The 19,452-nt window shown below is 63.6% G+C and carries 19 protein-coding genes and 1 tRNA gene; 11 read left to right on the top strand and 9 right to left on the bottom strand.

The window, feature by feature from the left end:
* Positions 1 to 18 precede the first annotated feature (18 nt).
* On the bottom strand, positions 19 to 927 hold the full coding sequence (locus CAL28_RS26355; RefSeq protein ID WP_094844056.1) for an NAD(P)/FAD-dependent oxidoreductase: 909 nt from the start codon (positions 925 to 927) through the stop codon (positions 19 to 21).
* A 152-nt stretch (positions 928 to 1,079) separates the two neighbouring features.
* On the opposite strand from CAL28_RS26355, the gene folB reads away from it, so the two are divergent.
* Positions 1,080 to 1,439: a dihydroneopterin aldolase gene (gene folB / locus CAL28_RS26360; RefSeq protein ID WP_094844057.1), complete on the top strand. Its 360-nt coding sequence runs from the start codon at positions 1,080 to 1,082 to the stop codon at positions 1,437 to 1,439.
* A gap of 37 nt (positions 1,440 to 1,476) precedes the next feature.
* A complete protein-coding gene (gene ttcA / locus CAL28_RS26365; RefSeq protein WP_094844058.1) occupies positions 1,477 to 2,481 on the top strand; it encodes a tRNA 2-thiocytidine(32) synthetase TtcA in 1,005 nt (334 codons plus the stop codon).
* A gap of 3 nt (positions 2,482 to 2,484) precedes the next feature.
* Here ttcA and CAL28_RS26370 read toward each other — a convergent pair whose 3' ends face one another.
* The 5 genes from CAL28_RS26370 to hemA form a co-directional block, all read right to left on the bottom strand.
* Positions 2,485 to 3,060: a UbiX family flavin prenyltransferase gene (locus CAL28_RS26370; protein WP_094844059.1), complete on the bottom strand. Its 576-nt coding sequence runs from the start codon at positions 3,058 to 3,060 to the stop codon at positions 2,485 to 2,487.
* Positions 3,057 to 3,383 (bottom strand): Grx4 family monothiol glutaredoxin, encoded by a 327-nt coding sequence (gene grxD, locus CAL28_RS26375; RefSeq protein ID WP_094844060.1) that lies wholly within the window; start codon positions 3,381 to 3,383, stop codon positions 3,057 to 3,059. Before grxD ends, CAL28_RS26370 begins: the two co-directional genes overlap by 4 nt.
* Positions 3,384 to 3,436: 53 nt before the next feature.
* Positions 3,437 to 4,249, bottom strand: a complete 813-nt coding sequence (gene prmC, locus CAL28_RS26380; protein WP_094844061.1) for a peptide chain release factor N(5)-glutamine methyltransferase — start codon at positions 4,247 to 4,249, stop codon at positions 3,437 to 3,439.
* Positions 4,250 to 5,332 (bottom strand): peptide chain release factor 1, encoded by a 1,083-nt coding sequence (prfA, locus tag CAL28_RS26385; RefSeq protein ID WP_094844062.1) that lies wholly within the window; start codon positions 5,330 to 5,332, stop codon positions 4,250 to 4,252.
* Between the two features lie 93 nt (positions 5,333 to 5,425).
* Positions 5,426 to 6,700 (bottom strand): glutamyl-tRNA reductase, encoded by a 1,275-nt coding sequence (gene hemA, locus CAL28_RS26390; protein WP_094844063.1) that lies wholly within the window; start codon positions 6,698 to 6,700, stop codon positions 5,426 to 5,428.
* A gap of 169 nt (positions 6,701 to 6,869) precedes the next feature.
* Here hemA and CAL28_RS26395 point away from each other — a divergent pair.
* A tRNA-Phe gene (locus tag CAL28_RS26395) sits at positions 6,870 to 6,945 on the top strand.
* Between the two features lie 717 nt (positions 6,946 to 7,662).
* Positions 7,663 to 8,547 (top strand): nucleotidyl transferase AbiEii/AbiGii toxin family protein, encoded by an 885-nt coding sequence (locus tag CAL28_RS26400; protein WP_094844064.1) that lies wholly within the window; start codon positions 7,663 to 7,665, stop codon positions 8,545 to 8,547.
* Here CAL28_RS26400 and CAL28_RS26405 read toward each other — a convergent pair.
* A complete protein-coding gene (locus CAL28_RS26405; RefSeq protein WP_094844065.1) occupies positions 8,524 to 9,417 on the bottom strand; it encodes a type IV toxin-antitoxin system AbiEi family antitoxin domain-containing protein in 894 nt (297 codons plus the stop codon). The two genes, CAL28_RS26400 and CAL28_RS26405, sit on opposite strands and share 24 nt — an antisense overlap.
* A 321-nt stretch (positions 9,418 to 9,738) precedes the next feature.
* On the opposite strand from CAL28_RS26405, the gene CAL28_RS26410 reads away from it, so the two are divergent.
* From CAL28_RS26410 to CAL28_RS26440, 7 genes are all read left to right on the top strand, one after another.
* A complete protein-coding gene (locus CAL28_RS26410) occupies positions 9,739 to 10,932 on the top strand; it encodes a TauD/TfdA dioxygenase family protein (protein ID WP_254926239.1) in 1,194 nt (397 codons plus the stop codon).
* Positions 10,933 to 11,077: 145 nt separating this feature from the next.
* Positions 11,078 to 11,965, top strand: coding sequence for a LysR family transcriptional regulator (locus CAL28_RS26415; protein WP_094844067.1), 888 nt, complete (start codon positions 11,078 to 11,080; stop codon positions 11,963 to 11,965).
* 67 nt (positions 11,966 to 12,032) lie between these two features.
* Positions 12,033 to 12,851 (top strand): carbon-nitrogen hydrolase family protein, encoded by an 819-nt coding sequence (locus tag CAL28_RS26420; protein ID WP_254926240.1) that lies wholly within the window; start codon positions 12,033 to 12,035, stop codon positions 12,849 to 12,851.
* Between the two features lies 1 nt (position 12,852).
* Complete coding sequence (locus CAL28_RS26425; RefSeq protein WP_094844068.1) at positions 12,853 to 13,518, top strand: RraA family protein; 666 nt, start codon at positions 12,853 to 12,855, stop codon at positions 13,516 to 13,518.
* Between the two features lie 54 nt (positions 13,519 to 13,572).
* Positions 13,573 to 14,547: a Bug family tripartite tricarboxylate transporter substrate binding protein gene (locus CAL28_RS26430; RefSeq protein WP_094844069.1), complete on the top strand. Its 975-nt coding sequence runs from the start codon at positions 13,573 to 13,575 to the stop codon at positions 14,545 to 14,547.
* Positions 14,548 to 14,561: 14 nt separating this feature from the next.
* On the top strand, positions 14,562 to 15,899 hold the full coding sequence (locus tag CAL28_RS26435) for an MmgE/PrpD family protein (RefSeq protein WP_094844070.1): 1,338 nt from the start codon (positions 14,562 to 14,564) through the stop codon (positions 15,897 to 15,899).
* A complete protein-coding gene (locus tag CAL28_RS26440) occupies positions 15,854 to 17,371 on the top strand; it encodes a GGDEF domain-containing protein (protein WP_254926241.1) in 1,518 nt (505 codons plus the stop codon). Before CAL28_RS26435 ends, CAL28_RS26440 begins: the two co-directional genes overlap by 46 nt.
* Before the next feature lie 18 nt (positions 17,372 to 17,389).
* On the opposite strand, the gene CAL28_RS26445 is transcribed toward CAL28_RS26440, so the two are convergent.
* Together CAL28_RS26445 and CAL28_RS26450 are read right to left on the bottom strand one after the other, a co-directional pair.
* Positions 17,390 to 18,370, bottom strand: coding sequence for a PhzF family phenazine biosynthesis protein (locus CAL28_RS26445; protein WP_369597692.1), 981 nt, complete (start codon positions 18,368 to 18,370; stop codon positions 17,390 to 17,392).
* Positions 18,363 to 19,328 carry a Bug family tripartite tricarboxylate transporter substrate binding protein gene (locus tag CAL28_RS26450; protein ID WP_094844073.1) on the bottom strand — a complete coding sequence of 322 codons (966 nt, stop codon included), beginning with the start codon at positions 19,326 to 19,328 and terminating at the stop codon, positions 18,363 to 18,365. The genes CAL28_RS26445 and CAL28_RS26450 overlap by 8 nt, the downstream gene beginning before the upstream one ends.
* Positions 19,329 to 19,452 lie beyond the last annotated feature (124 nt).

Here is a 19,452-nt window from a genome sequence, read left to right on the forward strand (position 1 = left end):
CCGCCTGTTCCGCCGCGCTCAGCGCGCGGCCGTTCCCCGCTCCAGTTCCGCCTGTATGGCCTTGGCCGCTACCACGCCGTCGGCCATGGACGTCACCACGCACGGATGCATGCGGTTGGCCACTTCGCCGATGGCATAGACGCCGGCCGCGCTGGTGCGCGCCGTGGCCGGTTCGGTCGTGATGTAGCCGCGCGCATCGCGCTCCAGATGCAGGCTGTCGGCGAAGCCGGCCTGCGGATCCCAGCCGTAGAACACCAGGATCAGGTCATAGCGGCGGCCATTGACGCTACGCGCGCGCGGATCGACGACATAGTCGCCGACGTGTAGATCCGGCGTGGCGGCGCTGGCCACCAGCTGCGGGCGCGCGCGCACCGTGCGCGAGTACAAATGCACTTCCCGCGCGCCGCGCGCGCGCACATAGGCGTAATTCTCGAAGCCATTGTCGCCGCCACCCAGCACCGCCACCGACAGGCCGCGATAATCCTGCTCGTGTATCGCGACGCCCGGGCCGACCAGCACGCCAGGCCATTGCCTGCCCTCGTCCGCCCCCGGCAGGCCACGCGCCCGCACCCCGGAGGCAATCACCAGAAAGCGGCCATGCACGCGCGACGGCGCGCCGCCGGCCGTTTCAAGGGCGACGTCGAAACCGTTGCCGGCACGCGCGACCTGGCGGGCGCGATGGCCGGTCAACGCCGTCACCCGCGCGGCCGCGACGCTCTGTGCGATGTTGGCGGCCACCTGCTGACCTGTCACGCCCGGCAGGACGGCGATCCAGTCGTCCCGGAACGGATTGTCGTTCTCCAGGCCGCCCAGGCGTGGCGCGGCCTCCACCAGCAGCGGCGCCAGGCCCAGGCGTGCCAGCCAGATCGCGCAAGAAGCGCCGGCCGGACCGCCGCCTACAATGATGGCATCGGATGTATCCCGCATTCGGTACAGATCCCCGCTTTGAATATGGACTTCCGCGACGATTGTAGCGACAGCGCCCGCGGTCGCGCCGCCGTCCGGCCAGCAGCATACAATGCCGCACACGTCCCGATTCCCACGCCAGGTGCGCCCGACGGGCGCGCCGCCCCTGCATCATGCCTACTCGCCGCATCGTTTTTACCCGTCTTGCCCTGGACGCCCGCATCGGCATCCTGGAACACGAACGCCGGGCCACGCAACCGCTGCACATCGATGCGGAGATCGACGTGGACATTACCCGCAACGTGGACGACCATGACATCCACAGCGTGCTGGATTACCGCGCCCTGCGCGAGGCCATCGTGGCCGAATGCACCCACGCCCACGTGAACCTGATCGAAACGCTGACCGAACGCGTTGCCGACCGCCTGATGGCGGACTTCAAGGACATCCGCGCCGTGCGCATCCGCATCAGCAAGCCCATGGCATTTTCCGATTGCGCCGCCGTCGGCGTGGAGATTTATACGTCGCGCTGACCCACCGGGCCGCGCGGCTCATGACCGCTTTCGAATCATGAACGCTCCCGACACTTCCGTCTTCCGTGCCGCATCCGCAACGCAGGGGGATGCCGAACCCGCCGCGTCCCGGGCCGCGCGCGACAAAGCCCGCGTGCACGCCAACAAGCTGGCCAAGCGGTTGGCCCGCGAAACCACCCGCGCCATCGCGGACTACAACATGATCGAAGCGGGCGACCGCGTCATGGTCTGTATGTCGGGCGGCAAGGATTCGTACGGCCTGCTCGATATCCTGATGCGGCTGCGCGAACGCGCGCCCTTCCCCTTCGAGCTGATCGCGGTCAACCTGGACCAGAAGCAACCGGGCTTTCCGGACCATATCCTGCCCGACTACCTGCGCGGCCTGGGGGTGCCCTTCCATATCGAGACGCAGGACACCTATTCCGTCGTCACGCGGGTCATCCCGCAAGGCAAGACCATGTGCTCGCTATGCTCGCGGCTGCGCCGCGGCATCCTCTACCGCGTGGCGGGCGAACTGGGCGCCACCAAGATCGCCCTGGGCCATCACCGCGACGATATCCTCGGCACCTTCTTCCTGAACCTGTTCTACGGCGGCAAGATCAAGGCAATGCCGCCCAAACTGGTGTCGGACGACGGCAAGCACACCGTCATCCGCCCGCTGGCCTATATCCCGGAAGCGGATATGGCGGCCTACGCGGAGCGCCAGGGCTTTCCCATCATCCCCTGCAACCTGTGCGGGTCGCAGGAGAACCTGAAGCGCAAGGAAGTCGGGCGCATGATCCAGGAATGGGACCGCAAGCATCCCGGCCGTGCCTGGAATGTGTTCAACGCCCTGGCGAACGTGGTGCCCTCCCACCTGATGGACCGCCAGCTATTCGATTTCGTGGGCCTGAAGCCCGGCGGGATCGCCGATGCGAATGGCGACACCGCCTTCGATCATGAAGACCCGGACACGGCCGGCGCGGCCTGTGGCGACACCGAAGGCGCGCATGCCGACGGCGACGGCCGCGAACAGACGCTCAGCTTCGTGCGCTTCGAATAAGCCTCAGGCCGACCCTTCCCACGTGGGGCCCGGCACGTGGATGCCCAGCATCTCCAGCACCCGGAAGACCGTATGGTCGACCATTTCCTGGATCGACGCGGGCCGGAAATAGAAGGCAGGCAAGGGCGGGAACACCACGCCGCCCATCTCGGTCACCGCGGTCATATTGCGCAGGTGCGCCAGGTTGTAGGGCGTCTCGCGCACCATCATCACCAGGCGCCGACGTTCTTTCAGCGTCACGTCGGCCGCGCGCGTGATCAGGTTGTCCGATAGCCCGTGCGCCACCGCGGCCAGCGTGCGCATCGAGCAAGGCAGGATCACCATCCCCGCGGTGGGGAACGCCCCGCTGGCCAGGGGGGCGCCGATATCGCGCACGCTATAGACGCGGTCCGCCAACGCCTGCACCTGCGCCCGGGACATATCGAGTTCGTGCTTGATATTCAGCACGCCCGCCGCGGAGACGACCAGATGCGTTTCCACATCGGGTACGTCACGCAGTATCTGCAGCAGCCGTATGGCGTAGAGCGAGCCGGTGGCGCCCGTCACGCCGACGACCAGCCGGCGCGCCGGCTGCGTCATGCAGTGGCCCCGGCGTTATCCAGCAAGGTCTTCAGTTCGCCGCTTTCGTGCATCTGGCCCATGATGTCCGAGCCGCCGACGAATTCGCCGCCGACGTACAGCTGCGGAATGGTCGGCCAGCTGGAAAATTCCTTGATGCCCTGACGCACTTCGTCGTCATCCAGCACGTTGACGGTCACCAGCTTCTTCACGCCACAGCTCTTCAGCAGCTGGATGGCCTTGCCGGAGAAGCCGCACTGCGGAAACTGCGCCGTGCCCTTCATGAAAAGCACGACCGGATGCTGCGTCACGGTATCGCGGATGAATTCTTGAACGTCGCTCATGATGCACACTCACAAAGAGGTAATTCTTTCAATTATAGGTACCTGCCAGCATTTCACAGATACCCGCCCGAAATCCTTTCTATGCCCGCCAGGTCGCGCCGGCTGTCCACGCCCCGCAGGCCGGCCTGCGCCAGCAGGCCGCGTACCGCCTCGGCCTGGTCCCAGCCATGCTCGACCCACAGCACGCCGCCGGGCTTCAAATGGGCTGGCGCCCCCGCGATGATGCTCCGCAGGGCATCCAGCCCGTCCGCCTCGTCGGTCAAGGCCAGGCGCGGCTCGAAACGCAGGTCTCCCTGCTCCAGATGGGGATCGCCCTCGGAGATATAAGGGGGGTTGGACACGATCACGTCGAATTTCTGCGCGGCGGTCAACGCGCCATACCAATTGCCCCCGGCGAAATGCAGATGGGCGCCCAGCCGGACGGCGTTTTCCGCGGCGATCTTCAGCGCCTTCATGCTGCGGTCGGTCGCCAGCACCGCCGCGTCGGGCCGTGCCAGGGCTATTGAGATCGCGATGGCGCCGCTGCCCGTGCCCAGGTCCAGCACGGACAGCGATTCGAAGCCCGCCAGCCATTCCAGCGCCGCCTCGACCAGCAGTTCCGTTTCCGGCCGGGGTATCAATACATCCGGGCTGACCTTGAACATGCGCCCCATGAACTCGCGCTCGCCGATCAGGTAGGCCATGGGCTCGCCGGCCGCGCGCCGCGCGGCCAGGACGGTAAAGGCGCGCACGTCCTGGGCGGGCAAGGGATCGGTGTCGTGCGCCAGGATCCACGCGCGCGGCTTCTGCAGCACGTGCTCCAGCAGCATGCGTGCCTCCAGCCGGGGCAGCCCCGACGCGAACAGGATGTCCTTGGCGCAGGCCACTCAGACCTCGTCGCCCAGGGCCGCCAGCTGTTCGGCCTGGTGTTCGGCGATCAGCGCGCCGGTCAACTCGTCCAGATCGCCTTCCATGATCTGCTGCAGCTTGTACAGCGTCAGGTTGATGCGATGGTCGGTCAAGCGGCCCTGCGGGAAGTTATAGGTACGGATGCGTTCCGAACGGTCGCCGCTGCCCACCAGGCTTTTGCGTTCGGCGGCTTCCTTGCTTTGCCGTTCGCGCTGCTGCCTGTCCTTCAGCCGGGCGGCCAGCACCTGCATCGCCTTGTCCTTGTTGCGGTGCTGGGAGCGATCGTCCTGGCATTCCACCACCAGGCCGGTGGGAATGTGGGTGATGCGCACCGCCGAATCGGTTTTATTGATGTGCTGCCCGCCCGCGCCGCTGGCGCGGAAGGTATCGATGCGCAGATCGGCCGGGTTGATGACGATTTCGCCCACGGCATCGGCCTCGGGCATGACCGCCACCGTGCACGCCGAGGTATGGATACGTCCCTGGGCCTCCGTCGCCGGCACCCGCTGCACCCGGTGGGCGCCGGATTCGAACTTCAACCGCCCGTAGACGCCGTCGCCCTCGATACGGACGATGACTTCCTTGTACCCACCCAGCTCCGAGGGGCTTTCGGACATCAGCTCCACGCGCCATCCCTGGCGTTCGGCATAGCGCGAATACATGCGCAGCAGGTCGCCGGAGAACAGCGCGCTCTCGTCGCCGCCGGTCCCCGCGCGTATTTCCAGGAACACGCTGCGGCCGTCGTCCGGATCGCGCGGCAGCAGCAGGCGCTGCAACGCGGCGTCCAGCTCTTCCAGCTTGAGCCGCGAGACTTTGATTTCCTCTTCCGCCATGCTTTTCATTTCGGGATCGGACAGCATTTCCTGGGCGGTCGCCAGGTCGTCCTCCGCGCCGCGGTAGGCGGCGAACGCAGTCACCACGGGCTCGACTTCGGCGCGCTCGCGTGACAGCTTGCGAAAGCGGTCCATGTCCGACGCGGTTTCCGGCTCGGCCAGCAAGGCATCCACTTCGACCAGACGGCGGGACAATTGCTCCAACCGGTCACGCATGGAAGATTTCATAAGGACTCAGGCAATGAAAAAATAGAATGGGCGAAAGCGATGCATGCCGGGCCCGCGCGATACGCGCGGCGAGGCGGTGATGGGCAAGCGTCGCTAACGCCGCGAGTCGCGGCTGGGGAACAGGCGCGGCACCACGGCCAGCAGCTGTTCGCGGTCGGCCCCTTCGCTGCGGTTGAGCGCCGCCAGCGGGCCGTGCAGGTACTTCTGGGTAAGACCGTGCGCCAGTTGTTCAAGCACGGCTTCCGGCGACTCGCCGCGCGCCAGCAGGCGGCGGGCGCGTTCCAGCTCCGCCGCGCGGAGCGCGTCGGCGCCTTGCTGCAGGTCCTGCAGGACCGGCACGATGGCCCGCGAGGCCATCCACTGCATGAAATTGCGCACCCGCGTTTCGATGATGGCCTCGGCCTGCACCATCGCCGCGCGGCGCGCGTCCGTGCCGCTTTGCACCAGCCGGCCGAGGTCGTCCACGGAATACAGATAGACGTCGTCCAGGCGGCCGACTTCGGGCTCGATATCGCGCGGCACGGCCAGGTCGATCATGACCATGGGGCGGTGGCGGCGCTGCTTGGTGGCACGCTCCACCATCCCCAGGCCCAGGATGGGCAGGGAACTGGCCGTACAGGACACGATGACGTCGAATTCGTGCAGCCGCTCCGTCAGATCGGCCAGGCGCATGGTGCCGGCCGAAAAACGGTTGGCCAGGGTTTCGGCGCGCTCGACGGTACGGTTGGCCACCACCATTTCTCGCGGCCGCTGGGCCGCGAAATGGGTGGCACAGAGTTCGATCATTTCGCCCGCGCCGATGAACAGCGTGCGCGCATCGCCCAGGTCGCCGAACACCCGCTCGGCCAGGCGTACCGCCGCGGCCGCCATGGAAACCGAATGCGCGCCGATGTCGGTGGTCGAGCGGACTTCCTTGGCAACGGAAAACGTGCGCTGGAAAAGCTGGTGCAGCAAGGTGCCCAGGGAGCCGGCCTCGTCGGCCGCGCGCACGGCGTCCTTCATCTGGCCCAGGATCTGCGGTTCGCCCAGCACCATGGAATCCAGGCCGCTGGCGACGCGGAAGGCATGGCGCACGGCGCCGTCCTGCTGGTGCTGATACAGATGCGGCTGCAGATCGATGGCCTGGACCTGATTGACGTCCGCCAACCAGACCGGCAAATGCTCGACCACCTGCGGCTCTGCCGCGCAATAGACTTCCGTACGATTACAGGTGGAGAGAATGGCGGCTTCCCGCACCGCGCCGCCGAACGCGGCGCGCAGTCCATCCAGGGCAGGACGCAGCAAGTCAACGGGCATGGACACGCGCTCACGCACCGAAACGGGCGCGGACGTGTGATTCAAGCCAAAGGTAAGAACGTCGACCGACATTTGCCATCGCCTGCGCCGGGTCGCAGGGCCGGAGTAGTTGGGCCAGCCGCCACCCGCCGCGGACGGCGGGCCGTTATCTGGAATGCGTGGAATTATAGCGCCTCGCTACCGATCGGTACGGATGCCCAGCAAGACCTCAAAAAATTGTGTATAGTTGCGGGCTTCGGTTGGCCTGGTAGCTCAGTCGGTAGAGCAGAGGATTGAAAATCCTTGTGTCGGTGGTTCGATTCCGCCCCAGGCCACCAAACGATTCGATGCCCAGCCTGACGGCTGGGCATTTTGTTTGGTACGCCCGCAACTTCGGTGAGAACTTTGCCGAAAACCTCCCAAGCCGGGCGGGAAATCGTGACAAAGGCGGCCCATGCTTTCGAGCTGGAGCTCGAAGATGTTGCGGAACGCCTTTAGCGCCGGAGATCCCGTCGAAACTCTTGGACCGTCACGCTACTTGGCAGGTTTGACCACCGCACGCGACAAGGCTAGGCCGACTGCGCCCCCCCCTACGAAGAAGTTGTCTCAAACCGCGATCTGGAACATGAAGCCGTTGTGTGGGAGACGGCACACGACGAGGATCTTCAATGTGACTCGGCGAGTATGCGCATGTCCGACGAGATGGTATGCATGAAGCAGAGGGAAGAAGGGACATTGAGTCGGCAGGACTTTGACGTACGGCCGCGTCAATTGCGATCGGCTTCCCATGGCAGCATCCCCAAAAGCATGAACAAACGGCTGAGGTGCTTCGCTTACACTGGAAAAAAGCTGCATGGTTCTGCGCGTATGCGGACCGAAACCAACGGCGTGGAATTAACGGGAAAGTGGGGCCACGCCGCGACAGCGTATCCCCGTGCCAACCAATGCTCGCAAGGTTATCGTGGCTCGTCCGTACCGAAAGACGTCGGGTTTCGCGGCGGGATTCGGAACCTGGATACCGAATGACGTGAAGGAAATCGGAGTAGCGACTTTTCATGGTCAAACCGCCTGCCCAATCCATAGACCAAATCAAGCGATTGGTCGTCAAAGCCATACTCTCTGATGACACGCTATTCGAGAACTTGGTGCTTAAGGGCGGCAATGCGATCGATCTGATCCATCAGATCACGGCACGCGCATCGGTCGATATCGATTTCTCCATGCCAGGCGATTTTCCTGGGGGTGGCGATGAACTACGGCGGCGTGTAGACGGTGCCTTGCGCCGAATCTTTAGTATGGCGGGCTATCGGGTCTTCGATCTCAAGATGCTCGAAAAGCCCGAGCACTTGAGCGAAGACATGGCCGGCTTCTGGGGCGGCTACTGCTTCGAGTTCAAGTTGATCAGCGAGGCGCTACACAAGCAGCACGGGCCCAACGTAGACGCTTTGCGCAAATACGCGCTCAACCTCGGACAGGGCAAGAAATTCCTTATCGACGTCAGCCGTCATGAGTATGTCGAACATAAGCGGAGCATGGAGTTTGAGGGATACATCATCTATGTGTATTCCCCGGAAATGATCGTCTGTGAAAAGCTGCGCGCCATCTGCCAGCAGATGCCAGAGTATGGCCCCATCATCCACAGGGGGCGCCCCGGTAGCGCTCGCGCCCGGGATTTCGTCGATGTCTACTACCTCACCAAGATGCTTGACCTGAATGTGACCACGGACGAATACCGGACGGTTATCGCCGAAATGTTCGAGCGCAAGCGCGTGCCGCTTTCCTTACTTGGCCGTATCCGGGACTATCGTGAGTTCCATCGCGCCGACTTCGCCGCGGTGCAGGCGACGATGAGCCCGAATCTCGCGCTCGAAGATTTCGATACCTATTTCGATTTCACCCTTGACCTCGTTGCGCAGCTACAGCCCCTTTGGCACGTATAGACGCCACGCTTTTACGTACTCTACATCTCCCATGTTGTGCGCTAAATAGAAGTCGTAGCTCATCGGGAACCGCTTGATCAGGTCCAACAAGTTGGACCGATAACCCGCTCGCTCTAAATAGAACCCGATAGCTTGGTGATAGGGGTAAGTGTGGTTGATCGTCTTTAGCATGGCTGCCAAAGCATTGACCGACACCTGCTCTTTGGCCAACTGAAACGCCTTTAGCACCTCGAAGATCCCTCCGGCGTAAGCCGGGCGCACCGTGATATCGATGAGCGTGCGTTCCAAGTTCGTGAGGCGGACGGTGATCGGTGTTTCGTTGTCATAGGTCACAGATTCTGTGATCACGCCGAGTTCGTCCGTATTCTTGCCATTGATGAGATAGATCCTCGTTCCTTCAAAATCAATGGCATTGTTGGACTCGCGTGCCTTGCGCCTAAAGGCCGCGTCGATGCGTTCCTGGGCCAGTCCGCCAGTGGACTGACTCTTGAGATGCTGTTCGTGGTTCAGGTAGATCGTCTTGGGGATCTGCTCGGTCAAACCATGCATACGGACAGCGGTGTAATGGCTGTAGTAGCAGCTTGGCTTGAGGGTCAGCAAGACTTCCAGCAAGGGCACGCTCCCCCAGACGAAGCGTGTCTCTGCCCGGTGCGGGAAAGGAAAGCGGAGCGTCTTGAGCTTGCCCTGTTTTTCCAGGAAGTCGATGAAGTCCTGCGTGGTGGTGCGCTGAGCAAGACGCCACCCTGCCCGTTGCTCGGCCAAGATCTGCTGTAGATCCGTTAGCTTGAAGACCGGCGGCGATTGGCCAGCCAAGTACTTAAAGATGTCCGGCTTGGCGATCTGAATGCGTGAGCGAGCAGCCGTTGTCATGTTGTACTAGGAAGTATATATACTTCCTAGTATACGCTATATTTTTCCAAGCGTGTCGAGAGACCGTTAGCCGCTTGGCGGGAAGGTCGGCACCTTGAACCCAGCTCGGTAGCCTAGCAACGGGGGAGGCGTGCGGTCACGCGTCGTATGTATACCCGTCTGACCGCCATGTCGTGACCGGGCACAGGCCCCAGAAGTGCCAATGGGATCGCAGGATGTATATATACATCCTGCGACCCAACGAAGACATCATGTCACCCAACCCCAGGGGGCACCGAACGCATTTTCCTTGCGCAGAGGTCAAAGTAAGTCCTGCGCCACATGAAGTATATATACTTCATGTGCGTCGCCCATATCGTCGCGCTTGAAGTCGGTCCCCTTTTTCTCCACGGATGTAGACGAAAAGTCCACCTCCACGCCCCAAGGCGGCCGGATCGCGATCGAAGGCCGGCGCCATGCCAAGCGCCCCGGCGCGATGCTCGCAAGCTCGCCGCCTCGAACCGCCCATTGCCGCCGCCGTACGCCGGTCTCCCAAACACCATCAAAACCGGTTATAGCCGACCCCAATCTATTGATTTGTCGCCCGGACGCCGCGCTCGCAGAATGCACTCGACCCAGCAAATTCAGTGTTGCAGCGAGGAGTACGCGATGAGGATAGCGGTGAAGGAAGTGGTCCCGGCATTCGTGGGCCAGATCGATGATTTTCCGTTCGAAGCCATGGACGAACGGGTTATCGGCGAACTGCGGGCGGCATGGACGGCCTACCCCATTCTGCGGTTTCGCAACGTGGCGATCGGCGATCGCGAGCAGATTGCATTCAGCCATGCCCTGGGGCGCCCGGTGCTGCATCCCCGCCAGCTGCAGCAGGGCAAGAACGAGGAATTCCCGGAAATCCTCGTCATCAGCAATAAGAAGAAGGCGGACGGCACGGCCGCCGGCGATCTGGGCGATGGCGAAGTGAACTGGCATACGGACACCTGGTTCGTGGAACGCCCTCCTTCGGCCGCCATCCTTCGTGCCATAGAGTTGCCGCAGGAAGGCGGCAACACCTACTTCGCGAATATGTACGCCGCCTATGCGGCGCTGCCGGCGTCGCTTAAATCGAGACTCGTCGGCCTGAGCATTCATCATCAGACGGTCATCGACGGGCGCGGCGAAGTCCGCCTCGGCATGACGCGCCCGGCATCGCCCAACTACGCGGACTGGCCCGGGGTGGACCATCCTATCCTGCGCCGGCATGCGCAATCCGGAAAAACCGGCTTATACCTCGGCGGCAGCAGGAAACATCAATCCATTGTCGGCATGGCGCAGGATGAAGCGAGCCTGCTGCTGGACGAGCTGTGGGCGCGGGCCACCGATTCCGCGCACGTCTGGGGCCAGGAGTGGCGGCCGGGAGACATGATGATGTGGGACAACCGCTGCGCACTGCATCGCCGCGATCCCTTCGATCCCGGTGCGATCCGCCTGATGCACCGCACGACAGTCGAGGGCGAACGGCCCATGGCTGCATGGTGATCCGGGACCTCGCGTTCCACCGCAATCAGTTGTAGGCCGGCCTGTGTCCCATTAAAACGGACCTGGGTCGCGCCAGCGGCCCAGGCAACACGGCGCCAGCGAAACGACGGCCGGCCGCCGCCACCCACGGCCACCAGGGGATGCGATGCTGAAGGTTAGACAAATCGAGGCCTTCCGGGCCGTCATGCGGGAAGGCAGCATGGTCCGCGCCGGCGCGGCGATGGCCATCACCCAACCCGCGGTCAGCTACCTGATCGGCAGCCTGGAAACCACAGTGGGATTTCCGCTGTTTTCCCGGCAAGGCGGAAAGCTGAGCCCGACGCCAGAGGCCATACAGCTTATGGCAGAGGTGGATCGCGTCTATGAAGGGCTGGACGAAATCGAATCCGCGGCACGGCAGATCGCGAATCATCAACGCGCCGCCATCCGTATCCTGATCACGCCGTCGTTCTCGATCGGGCGGATCGTCAATGGGATTGGACGATTCGCCGCCGGACATCCGGGATTGAAGCTGGAGATCGACGTCATCAGCCGCTCCGCCATCCTGCACAGGATCCGTTCCGGCCAGGGCGATGTGGGCATTCTGTCGCTACCGCCGGATGGCGACGCCGAGACGGGCACCAAGCTGTTCGACAGCGAGTTCGTTTGCGTGGCGGCTTCTCCGGGCATCCTCGATGGACGGACCCACGTCGGCCCGCAGGACCTGGAAGGCACGCCCATGGTGTCGCTCAGGAAGAACGGGGTTGTACGTCCGGCGGTGGACAAATGGTTCGCCAAAGCGGGGCTCGTTGCCAATCACATCATCGAGGTGGGCGACCCCCGGACGGCGATCGAGCTGGTGCGGGGCGGCCTGGGGGCGACCATCGTCAGCACGTTCAACGTACCCGACGTCCGGGATCTGGGCCTGGTTGCGGTGCCGTTGGCGCCATCCCCGGAACAGATAGAAGTGGGCGTTATCACGTCGGCCACGCAACATCCGAATCGCGCGGTCCAGGCCCTGGTCGAGTTCCTTCGACTGGACAACCCGCTATGACGCGGCGCCACCCCGAATCGCATGGCGCGCAAGGCCGGCCATCCGGTGTCGCATGACAAATAGGTGAATGATGAAGATCTCTTTGATTCAAATGAACTCCGTGCGCGACAAGGCCAGGAACCTGCGCGATGCGGACCGGCTGGCGCGTCAGGCCGTCGAACAGGACGGCCCGCGGCTGGTCGTATTCCCCGAGCATTTCGATTGGGCGGGCGGTACGCCGGCGGACAAGGTGGCGGCCGGCGAGGACGAGCGCGAAGGCCCGGCCTATCGGATGTGCCGGAAGCTGGCACAAGACTGCAGCATCTACGTGCACAGCGGAAGCTTCTACGAAAGGACCGCCGATGGCGACAAGGTTTACAACACCTCCGTCGTCTTCGATCCGCAGGGCCGCGAGATCGCCCGCTACCGGAAAATCCACCTGTTCGACATTCATACCCCGGATGGCCTGCGTTATGGAGAGTCGGACGCGGTCGCTCCCGGAAGCGCCACGACCGTCGTGGAAATCGAGGGCCTGAAGTTCGGCCTCGCAATCTGCTACGACATCCGGTTCCCCGAGCTATTCCAGCAGCTCGTCAGGGATGGGGCGGAGGTCCTCGTTCTTCCGGCCGCCTTCACGATGCAGACGGGCAAGGATCATTGGGAAGTGCTGTGCAGGGCGCGCGCGATCGAGAACCAGTGCTACTTCCTCGCGGCGGCGCAATTCGGTCCATTCGAGCACCCGGAAGGAAAGCGGTTCACGTACGGGCATTCCCTGGTTTGCGATCCTTGGGGACATGTCATCGCGAAGGCTTCGGATGCCGTGGGGTTCGTATCGGCGCGCCTCGATCCGCAAAGAATCATGGAAACACGCGAGCAGATTCCGCTTGCGTCCCACAAGGTGCTCTGACATGAAGAAATTCATCATCGGCGAGATGCCGGCACCGATATCGCCCGAGGTCGCGAACCGTCTCGCCGGCGTGGAAACGGCAACGGTCGGCCACATCCGGCACTGGGGATTCATGGATCCCGGTATTCGCGCATTGGGGACGCCGCGGCGCTTGACCGGGACCGCGGTCACGCTGGCGCTGCCGTCCCAAGACTCTACCTTGCTGCACCACGCCCTTGGAATGATCCAACCCGGCCACATTATCGTCATCGACCGGCTTGGCGACCAGAAGCATGCATGCTGGGGAGGCGGCGTCACCAACGCCGCGAAAGCGTCAGGCGCGACGGCCGCGATTGTCGATGGCATGTGCACGGACCCGCATGAAATCGAAGACCTGGGATTTCCCGTGTGGTGCCGGGGGGTCTCCGCCATCACCACCCGCATCTATGGCCTGGGCGGAATGCTCAACCGGCCGGTTTCTTGTGGCGGCGTGGTCGTGAGCCCGGGCGATATTGTCATCTGCGACGAGAACGGCGTACTTGTCCTGCCACCGGAAGACGTGGACGAAGTAGCCGCCTGGGCAACGGCAAAACAAGCGCGTGGCGAAGAAAACCGCAGGCTGGTGGAAAACGGCGCGAAGCTGGGCGACCTTTCAGGCGCTTCCGCGATGGTTCTCCAGGATGCCTGAATCACGCACTCACCGACCCGGCTCCTTCGTCCAAGACTTTCAACAGGCGACCCAATGAAAATCCTGAACCGACTCTCCGCCGCCGCGCTCGCCATCGGGCTGGCTTTCAATGCGCAGGCTGAATGGCCAGTACGCCCTATAAAAATCGTCGTGCCGTTTCCGCCTGGAAACGCGTCGGACGTCGCGATGCGCATCGTCGGAGAGAAACTGTCGGGCGAGCTGGGACAGCCGGTCGTGGTGGAGAACCGCACCGGCGCTGGCGGTGTCATCGGTACCGCGTACGGCGCGAAGCAGCCGGCGGATGGCTACACGATCTCAATGGGCTCCACCGGGCCACTGGCCATTGCCCCGGCGCTTCGGGCGGCCACCGTGCCGTATAGCCCGGAAAAAGACTTCGTGGCCGTCGGCGCGATCGCCTGGGCCCCGCAGGTTCTGGTGGTCAGAAAGGATATCCCCGTCAAGGACTTCAAGGAATTCCTGGCCTATGCCAAGCGGCCCGGGACGCTGCTGCGCTACGGTAGCGCCGGCAACGGAACGACGGGACATCTGGTGGTTTCCCAGCTGCTCCGGCAGACAGGGATCAAGGCGGACCACATTCCGTATCAAGGCGGCGGAAAGGCGCTGGTCGATCTGATGGGCGGTCAACTCGACTTCATGTCCGACAATGTTCCGATTGTCCAGGCGCCGCTGAACAGTGGCCAGATCAGGGCGATAGGAGTCGCTTCGAGCGAAAGAATGCCCCTGATGCCGAACATCCCCACGCTGAAAGAACAAGGCGTCGAGAACTTCGATTTGCAAGGCTGGATCCTGCTGATTGTTCCGGCGGGAACGCCTGAACCGGTTGTCCGCCGATTAGGCGATGCAACCGATGCCATTATGAAGATGACGGATGTGCGCAGGCGGCTGAACGATCTGGGCCTGGTGCCCATGGACATGCCGCGCGAAAAGCTGGCTGGATTCATCCAGGCTGAATCGCGGAAGTGGCAGGACGTAGTGCGCCAGTCTGGCGCGGCCGATACCGTTAGATAACGGGACCAACGATAATGCATTCATCGAATGTGGCCGCCCAGCTGGTATCGCATGTCGCCGGATTTCGAGATGGCGCCTGGGATCGGCTCGTAAAACGGCGAGCCGAGCTTTGCCTTCTCGATAGCCTCGGATGCTTCTCTGCCGGTCGTTCGTTGCAGCACTATGCCCTCTGCGCGAATGTGGCAAGGCAGTTATTCGGAGCGGCTTCGGATGGCTCCCGGCCGTCGCCATTTCTGATGGCCTATCTTTATGGCCAGGCTGCGAATGCCCTGGACTACGACGACACGCTGCTTGGCCATCCCGGCGCTCCCGTCATCGGTGCCGTGTTGGCGGCCGGCGCGCGCGGGAATCTCCCCGTGGACCGGCTTTTGCGTGGAATGGCCGCGGGATACGAGGTTCACGGGATCCTCGCCGCCGCGGCTACTCCCTCGCGCGAGCGCGCGGCGCAGGTGCGCTCCGTGGGTGTGTGGGACACGGTGGCGGCCAGTATCGGCGCGGGTATCGCACTGGGCCTGGAAGACGGCATCCTGCAGCGTGCCATCGGGATCGCCGTCCCGCATTCGCTCCTGCCCTACACGGCGAAATGGTATGAGCGTCCAGTGCCGGGAATGAAGAACAATTTCGGATGGGCGGCCGCGGGCGCGGTTCTCTCGATCGACCTGGCCCTGGCAGGGCAAACAGGCATTACGAATGCGCTCGACGGCGACGCCGGCATGTGGCGAATGGCCGGTTCCGACCGCTGGGAATTTGTGCGGCATCAGGGCGGCAAACCCGCGATGCTGCGAGTGGCCTTCAAGCCCTTCCCGGTTTGCTGGCATATGCAGGAGTACCTGAAGACCTTCTCGAACATGCTGGCATCCATGCCGGCGGACGAGCAGATCGCCGGCATCACCCTCGCGGGTCCGCAGGAGATCGAGAAGTTCTGCCGCGCGGAGATCCTGGGCTCGGCGGACATCGCGTTCAGCTTGCCCGCGGCGTTCAGCCTGATGATCTCGCGGATCGCCCCAGGCCCTGCCTGGGATTCATTCGATGACCGGGCAGACGCGCTTCGCTTCAGAGCATTGTTCCGCCATCAGCGCTCGGAGGACAGAACCCTCTCTTTGCGTATGCGCAGCGGCCTGGATCTTACCGCTACCGTCGATACCAGCGATTCTTCAGATCCCGCGCCATGGGGCTTGAACGAGGACGGTGTTCTGGAGAAGCATCGGCGCCTCGCCGATACGGACTTGCAGCTTGCTGCCGCGGCATTGCTGGACGCGAACCAGTCCGGCGGGGAAGCGATGAACCGGTTCTATGCCGTGCTGGAGTGCATGACGGCCAAGGCATCCAACGGTGGCCGCACCGAGGCTTAGCACAATCGAAACCAGATGCAACATATAATGGAAAATCCCGGGCAGAACGAGTACCACCCAAGCTTCTTTGCCACCGGCTAGACAAGTCATCGGGAAGTGCTTCGATAGCCGGCGACTTGCCGTCTTATCCGGAAATGACGAATAAAGTACCGGACTTCCCCGCGTCCTTCGTGGATCTTTTGCTCGATGCCGTCCTCCTGGTCGATGTGGACGGACGTATCGTCTATGTGAATGCCGCATGCGAACGCATCTTCGGTTACTCCCCCGAAGAGCTTATCGGCCAATCCATGATCGACCATGTCGTGCCCGAAGACCGCGCAAGGACCCTTGAAGAGGCGAAGCGGGTCATGGCCGGGCATCCGCGGGTCGGTTTCGAGAACCGATATATCCGGAAGGACGGCCGCCACGTCCATATCATGTGGTCTGCCCGCTGGTCGGAAACCGACCGATTGCGCGTCGGTGTCGCAAGAGACGTCACGGCGAACAAACAGGCGGAAGAGCTGCAGGCGGCGACCTATGCGGTATCCGAAGCGGCGCACGCCGCGACGGATCTGGCGACCCTGTTTCGGGAAATCAGCCAGATCATCGGAAAACTGGTTCCGCTGGCCGGATTGGCGGTTGCCACGTACAAGCCCGGCACGAAGCAGCTTTGCATATCCTACGAAAAGGACTTCCCCGGATTGCCGCCGGAGATTCAGGAACAGTTCCTGAATCGGTGCTGCACCGACATCGTTCGGAATGGCAACCCCAGCATCCTGCCGGATGAAGATCGACCCGGCAGGCCGGCCGGAGAAACGGTCGGCGCCGATCAAGCCTATCTGGTGATGCCGCTCGTGACGCGGAAAGAAGCGATCGGAGCCTTGATACTGACGAGCCGCACCGGCTATTCCGACAAGGATAAGAAACTTCTGCATTTCGTCTCGGCCCAGATCGCCACCGCGATCGAGCGCAAGCGCTTGATCGATGAGCTGGCATACTCCGCGCGATACGACGAGCTGACCGGCCTGCCGAACAGGCGTCTCTTCTACGACCGGATGAAGTCGGCGCTGGCGCGATCCCGCCGCAGGCAAAGCCGCGGCGCGGTGCTTTTCATCGACATCGACGGATTCAAGCGGGTCAACGATTCTTTCGGCCATGCGACCGGAGACCTGTTATTGAAGAAAGTCGCGCTGCGATTGAAGCAATGCGTGCGGGAGGACGATACGGTGGCCAGGCTGGGCGGGGATGAATTCGTCGTATTGGTCGAGGACATCGCCGCCGCGTCGGACACGCAGGCGATCGCGGACAAGATCCGGAACGCCATCGCCACGCCCATCACGGTCGACGAGGCCGAGTTGCGGGTGGTCGCAAGTATCGGCACCGCGGTTTATCCAGAGCACGGCATGATGCCGGAACAGCTGGTCAGGCGTGCCGACGAAGCCATGTATCTCGATAAGAAATCCCGGATTACCGGCACCTCGCGCGACGCCTGAGGTTCCGCGTCCATCGGATCACCCGGTCCTGGCCGGCGCGGCGGTATCCGCGCCAGGCTCGCGCCACCGCACCTCCCCACTCAGCCAGCAGCCCGCGGCGTCTTCGCGGGCCCTCAGGTGGATGGCCGACGGCGCGCCCATTGCGACACCTTGCCGCACCGTATAGACGCCGTCGCGAGGCACCTGGTCCTGCTGGCGCAGATAACCCCACAGCGCCGCGGCGGCGATGCCGGTGGCGGCATCTTCGGGATAGCCCGACGCTTTCGGGAACTGACGGGCCCAGGCGCCATCCTTGCCCTGCACATAGGGATAGAGTCCGGTGGAGCCGATGCTTTCGCACAAGTCGCGGATGGCGCCGAAATCGGGCTCGAGCGCGTCCAGCGTCGCGGCGTCGGGCAATCGAATCAGGGTCTTTACCCGACTGGTGCCGGCGTTGACCGCGTGCAGCCCCGGGGTTCCGCGCGCAATGCCCAGGACGCCGCAGATGGCATCCAGATGATCCGCGCGCAGGGCCGCGACCGTCGCGCCGGGCTGGGACACCCATGCCCACCCGCGCGCATCGTCCCAAACGACATCCACCGCGCCGCTCAAGGTCTGCACGCGTGCCGTTCGCGCGGTCCAGCGCCCCCACTGCCGCAACGCCCACAAAGTACCGACCGTGGCGTGGCCGCACATTTCCATTTCGTGATCGGGGACAAAGAAGCGAAGCCGCCATGCCTGCTCGCCGGCGCCTTGCGCCGGCAGTACGAACGCGGACTCGTGGCCATATCGCGCGGCCAGGGCCTGCATCCCGGCGGACGTCATTCGAGCGGCGTCCAGCACGAGCGGCACGGGGTTGCCCCCGCGTTTGCCGGCGCGGGAATCGATGAAGACATCGAGCAGGATTGCCTGGCCGGCGAGCGGTTCGGCAGGCGGCTTTGCGTGCGGCCGGTATGCGGCATCCGCGGCGAGCGGGCTCGGCCCCGGCGCTTGCCGGGATTGGCGATCTGAATCAATCAAGCTGTGCCCCCACGGAACGGGCGATATCGCCCCAGTACGGTGTGTCATGGGCGACGGCCCGCGCCAGTGCCTCTGGCGTGTCGGGGCGGACGTCCACCCCCTTGGATGCCAGGTCCGCGGCGACGGCGGGGTCCCGCAGGACGGCATCGAGCGCGGCGTTCATGCGCGTGACGATGTCCGCCGGCGTGCCTTTGGGAAACGCCAGGCCGTACCAGAGCTGTTGCGTATAGGCCGGCAAACCCTGCTGCGCGAAGGTCGGGACGCCGGGCAATATCGGCGTCGCCCCGGTCGTCGCCACGGCGACCAGCTTGCCACCGCGGACAAATGGCGCCAGGCCGACGGGATTGTCGAACATGATGTCCACCTGCCCACCGATCAGGTCCGTATAGGCCGGCGCGGCCCCTCGATAGGGGACGTGCGTCATCTGCACGCCCTGATCGCGGCGGAAGATTTCGCCCAGCAGGTGCGACACGGTGCCGACGCCCACCGACGCAAAGGTACTTTGGCCGCGCGCCTTCAGCACTTGGGCAAGCTCGGCCACGGAGCGCGCCTTCAAGGCCGGATTGGCGACCAGCACGTACGGCGACGTCCCGATGAACCCGACATAGGAAAAGTCCCGCGCCGGATCGTAAGGAAGGTTCTTGTACAGGCTGGGACTGACCGCGTGCGTACTGGTGGTCACCGCCAGCGCCGTGTAGCCATCGGGCTGTGCGCGCGCCGCCTGGGCAGAGCCGATGGTGCCGCCGGCGCCGCCCAGGTTGTTGATGATGATGGTCTGGGCCAGTTTGCTGCTCAATGCCGGTTGCAGCGAGCGTATGACCAGATCGGTTCCCCCGCCGGCCGGGAAAGGAACAATGATGGTGATCGGTTTTTGAGGCCAGGCCGGCTGTGCATTACCGGCGCCCGGCATGGCAACCAGCGCCAATGAGGCCAGCACTAACGAAGTCACTCGGAACATGGGAAGGCTCTCCTGAAAGATTGGGGCCATCCTATGTGCGGGCCGGGGCTGCCGCAAAACCCATACGCGACAACTTCCGATCCAAAATGCGACAGCGCGGCGAACACGCGGGTAAATGCCTAGC

The organism is Bordetella genomosp. 11 (genome assembly GCF_002261215.1).
Taxonomy (GTDB): Bacteria; Pseudomonadota; Gammaproteobacteria; order Burkholderiales; family Burkholderiaceae_B; genus Bordetella_C.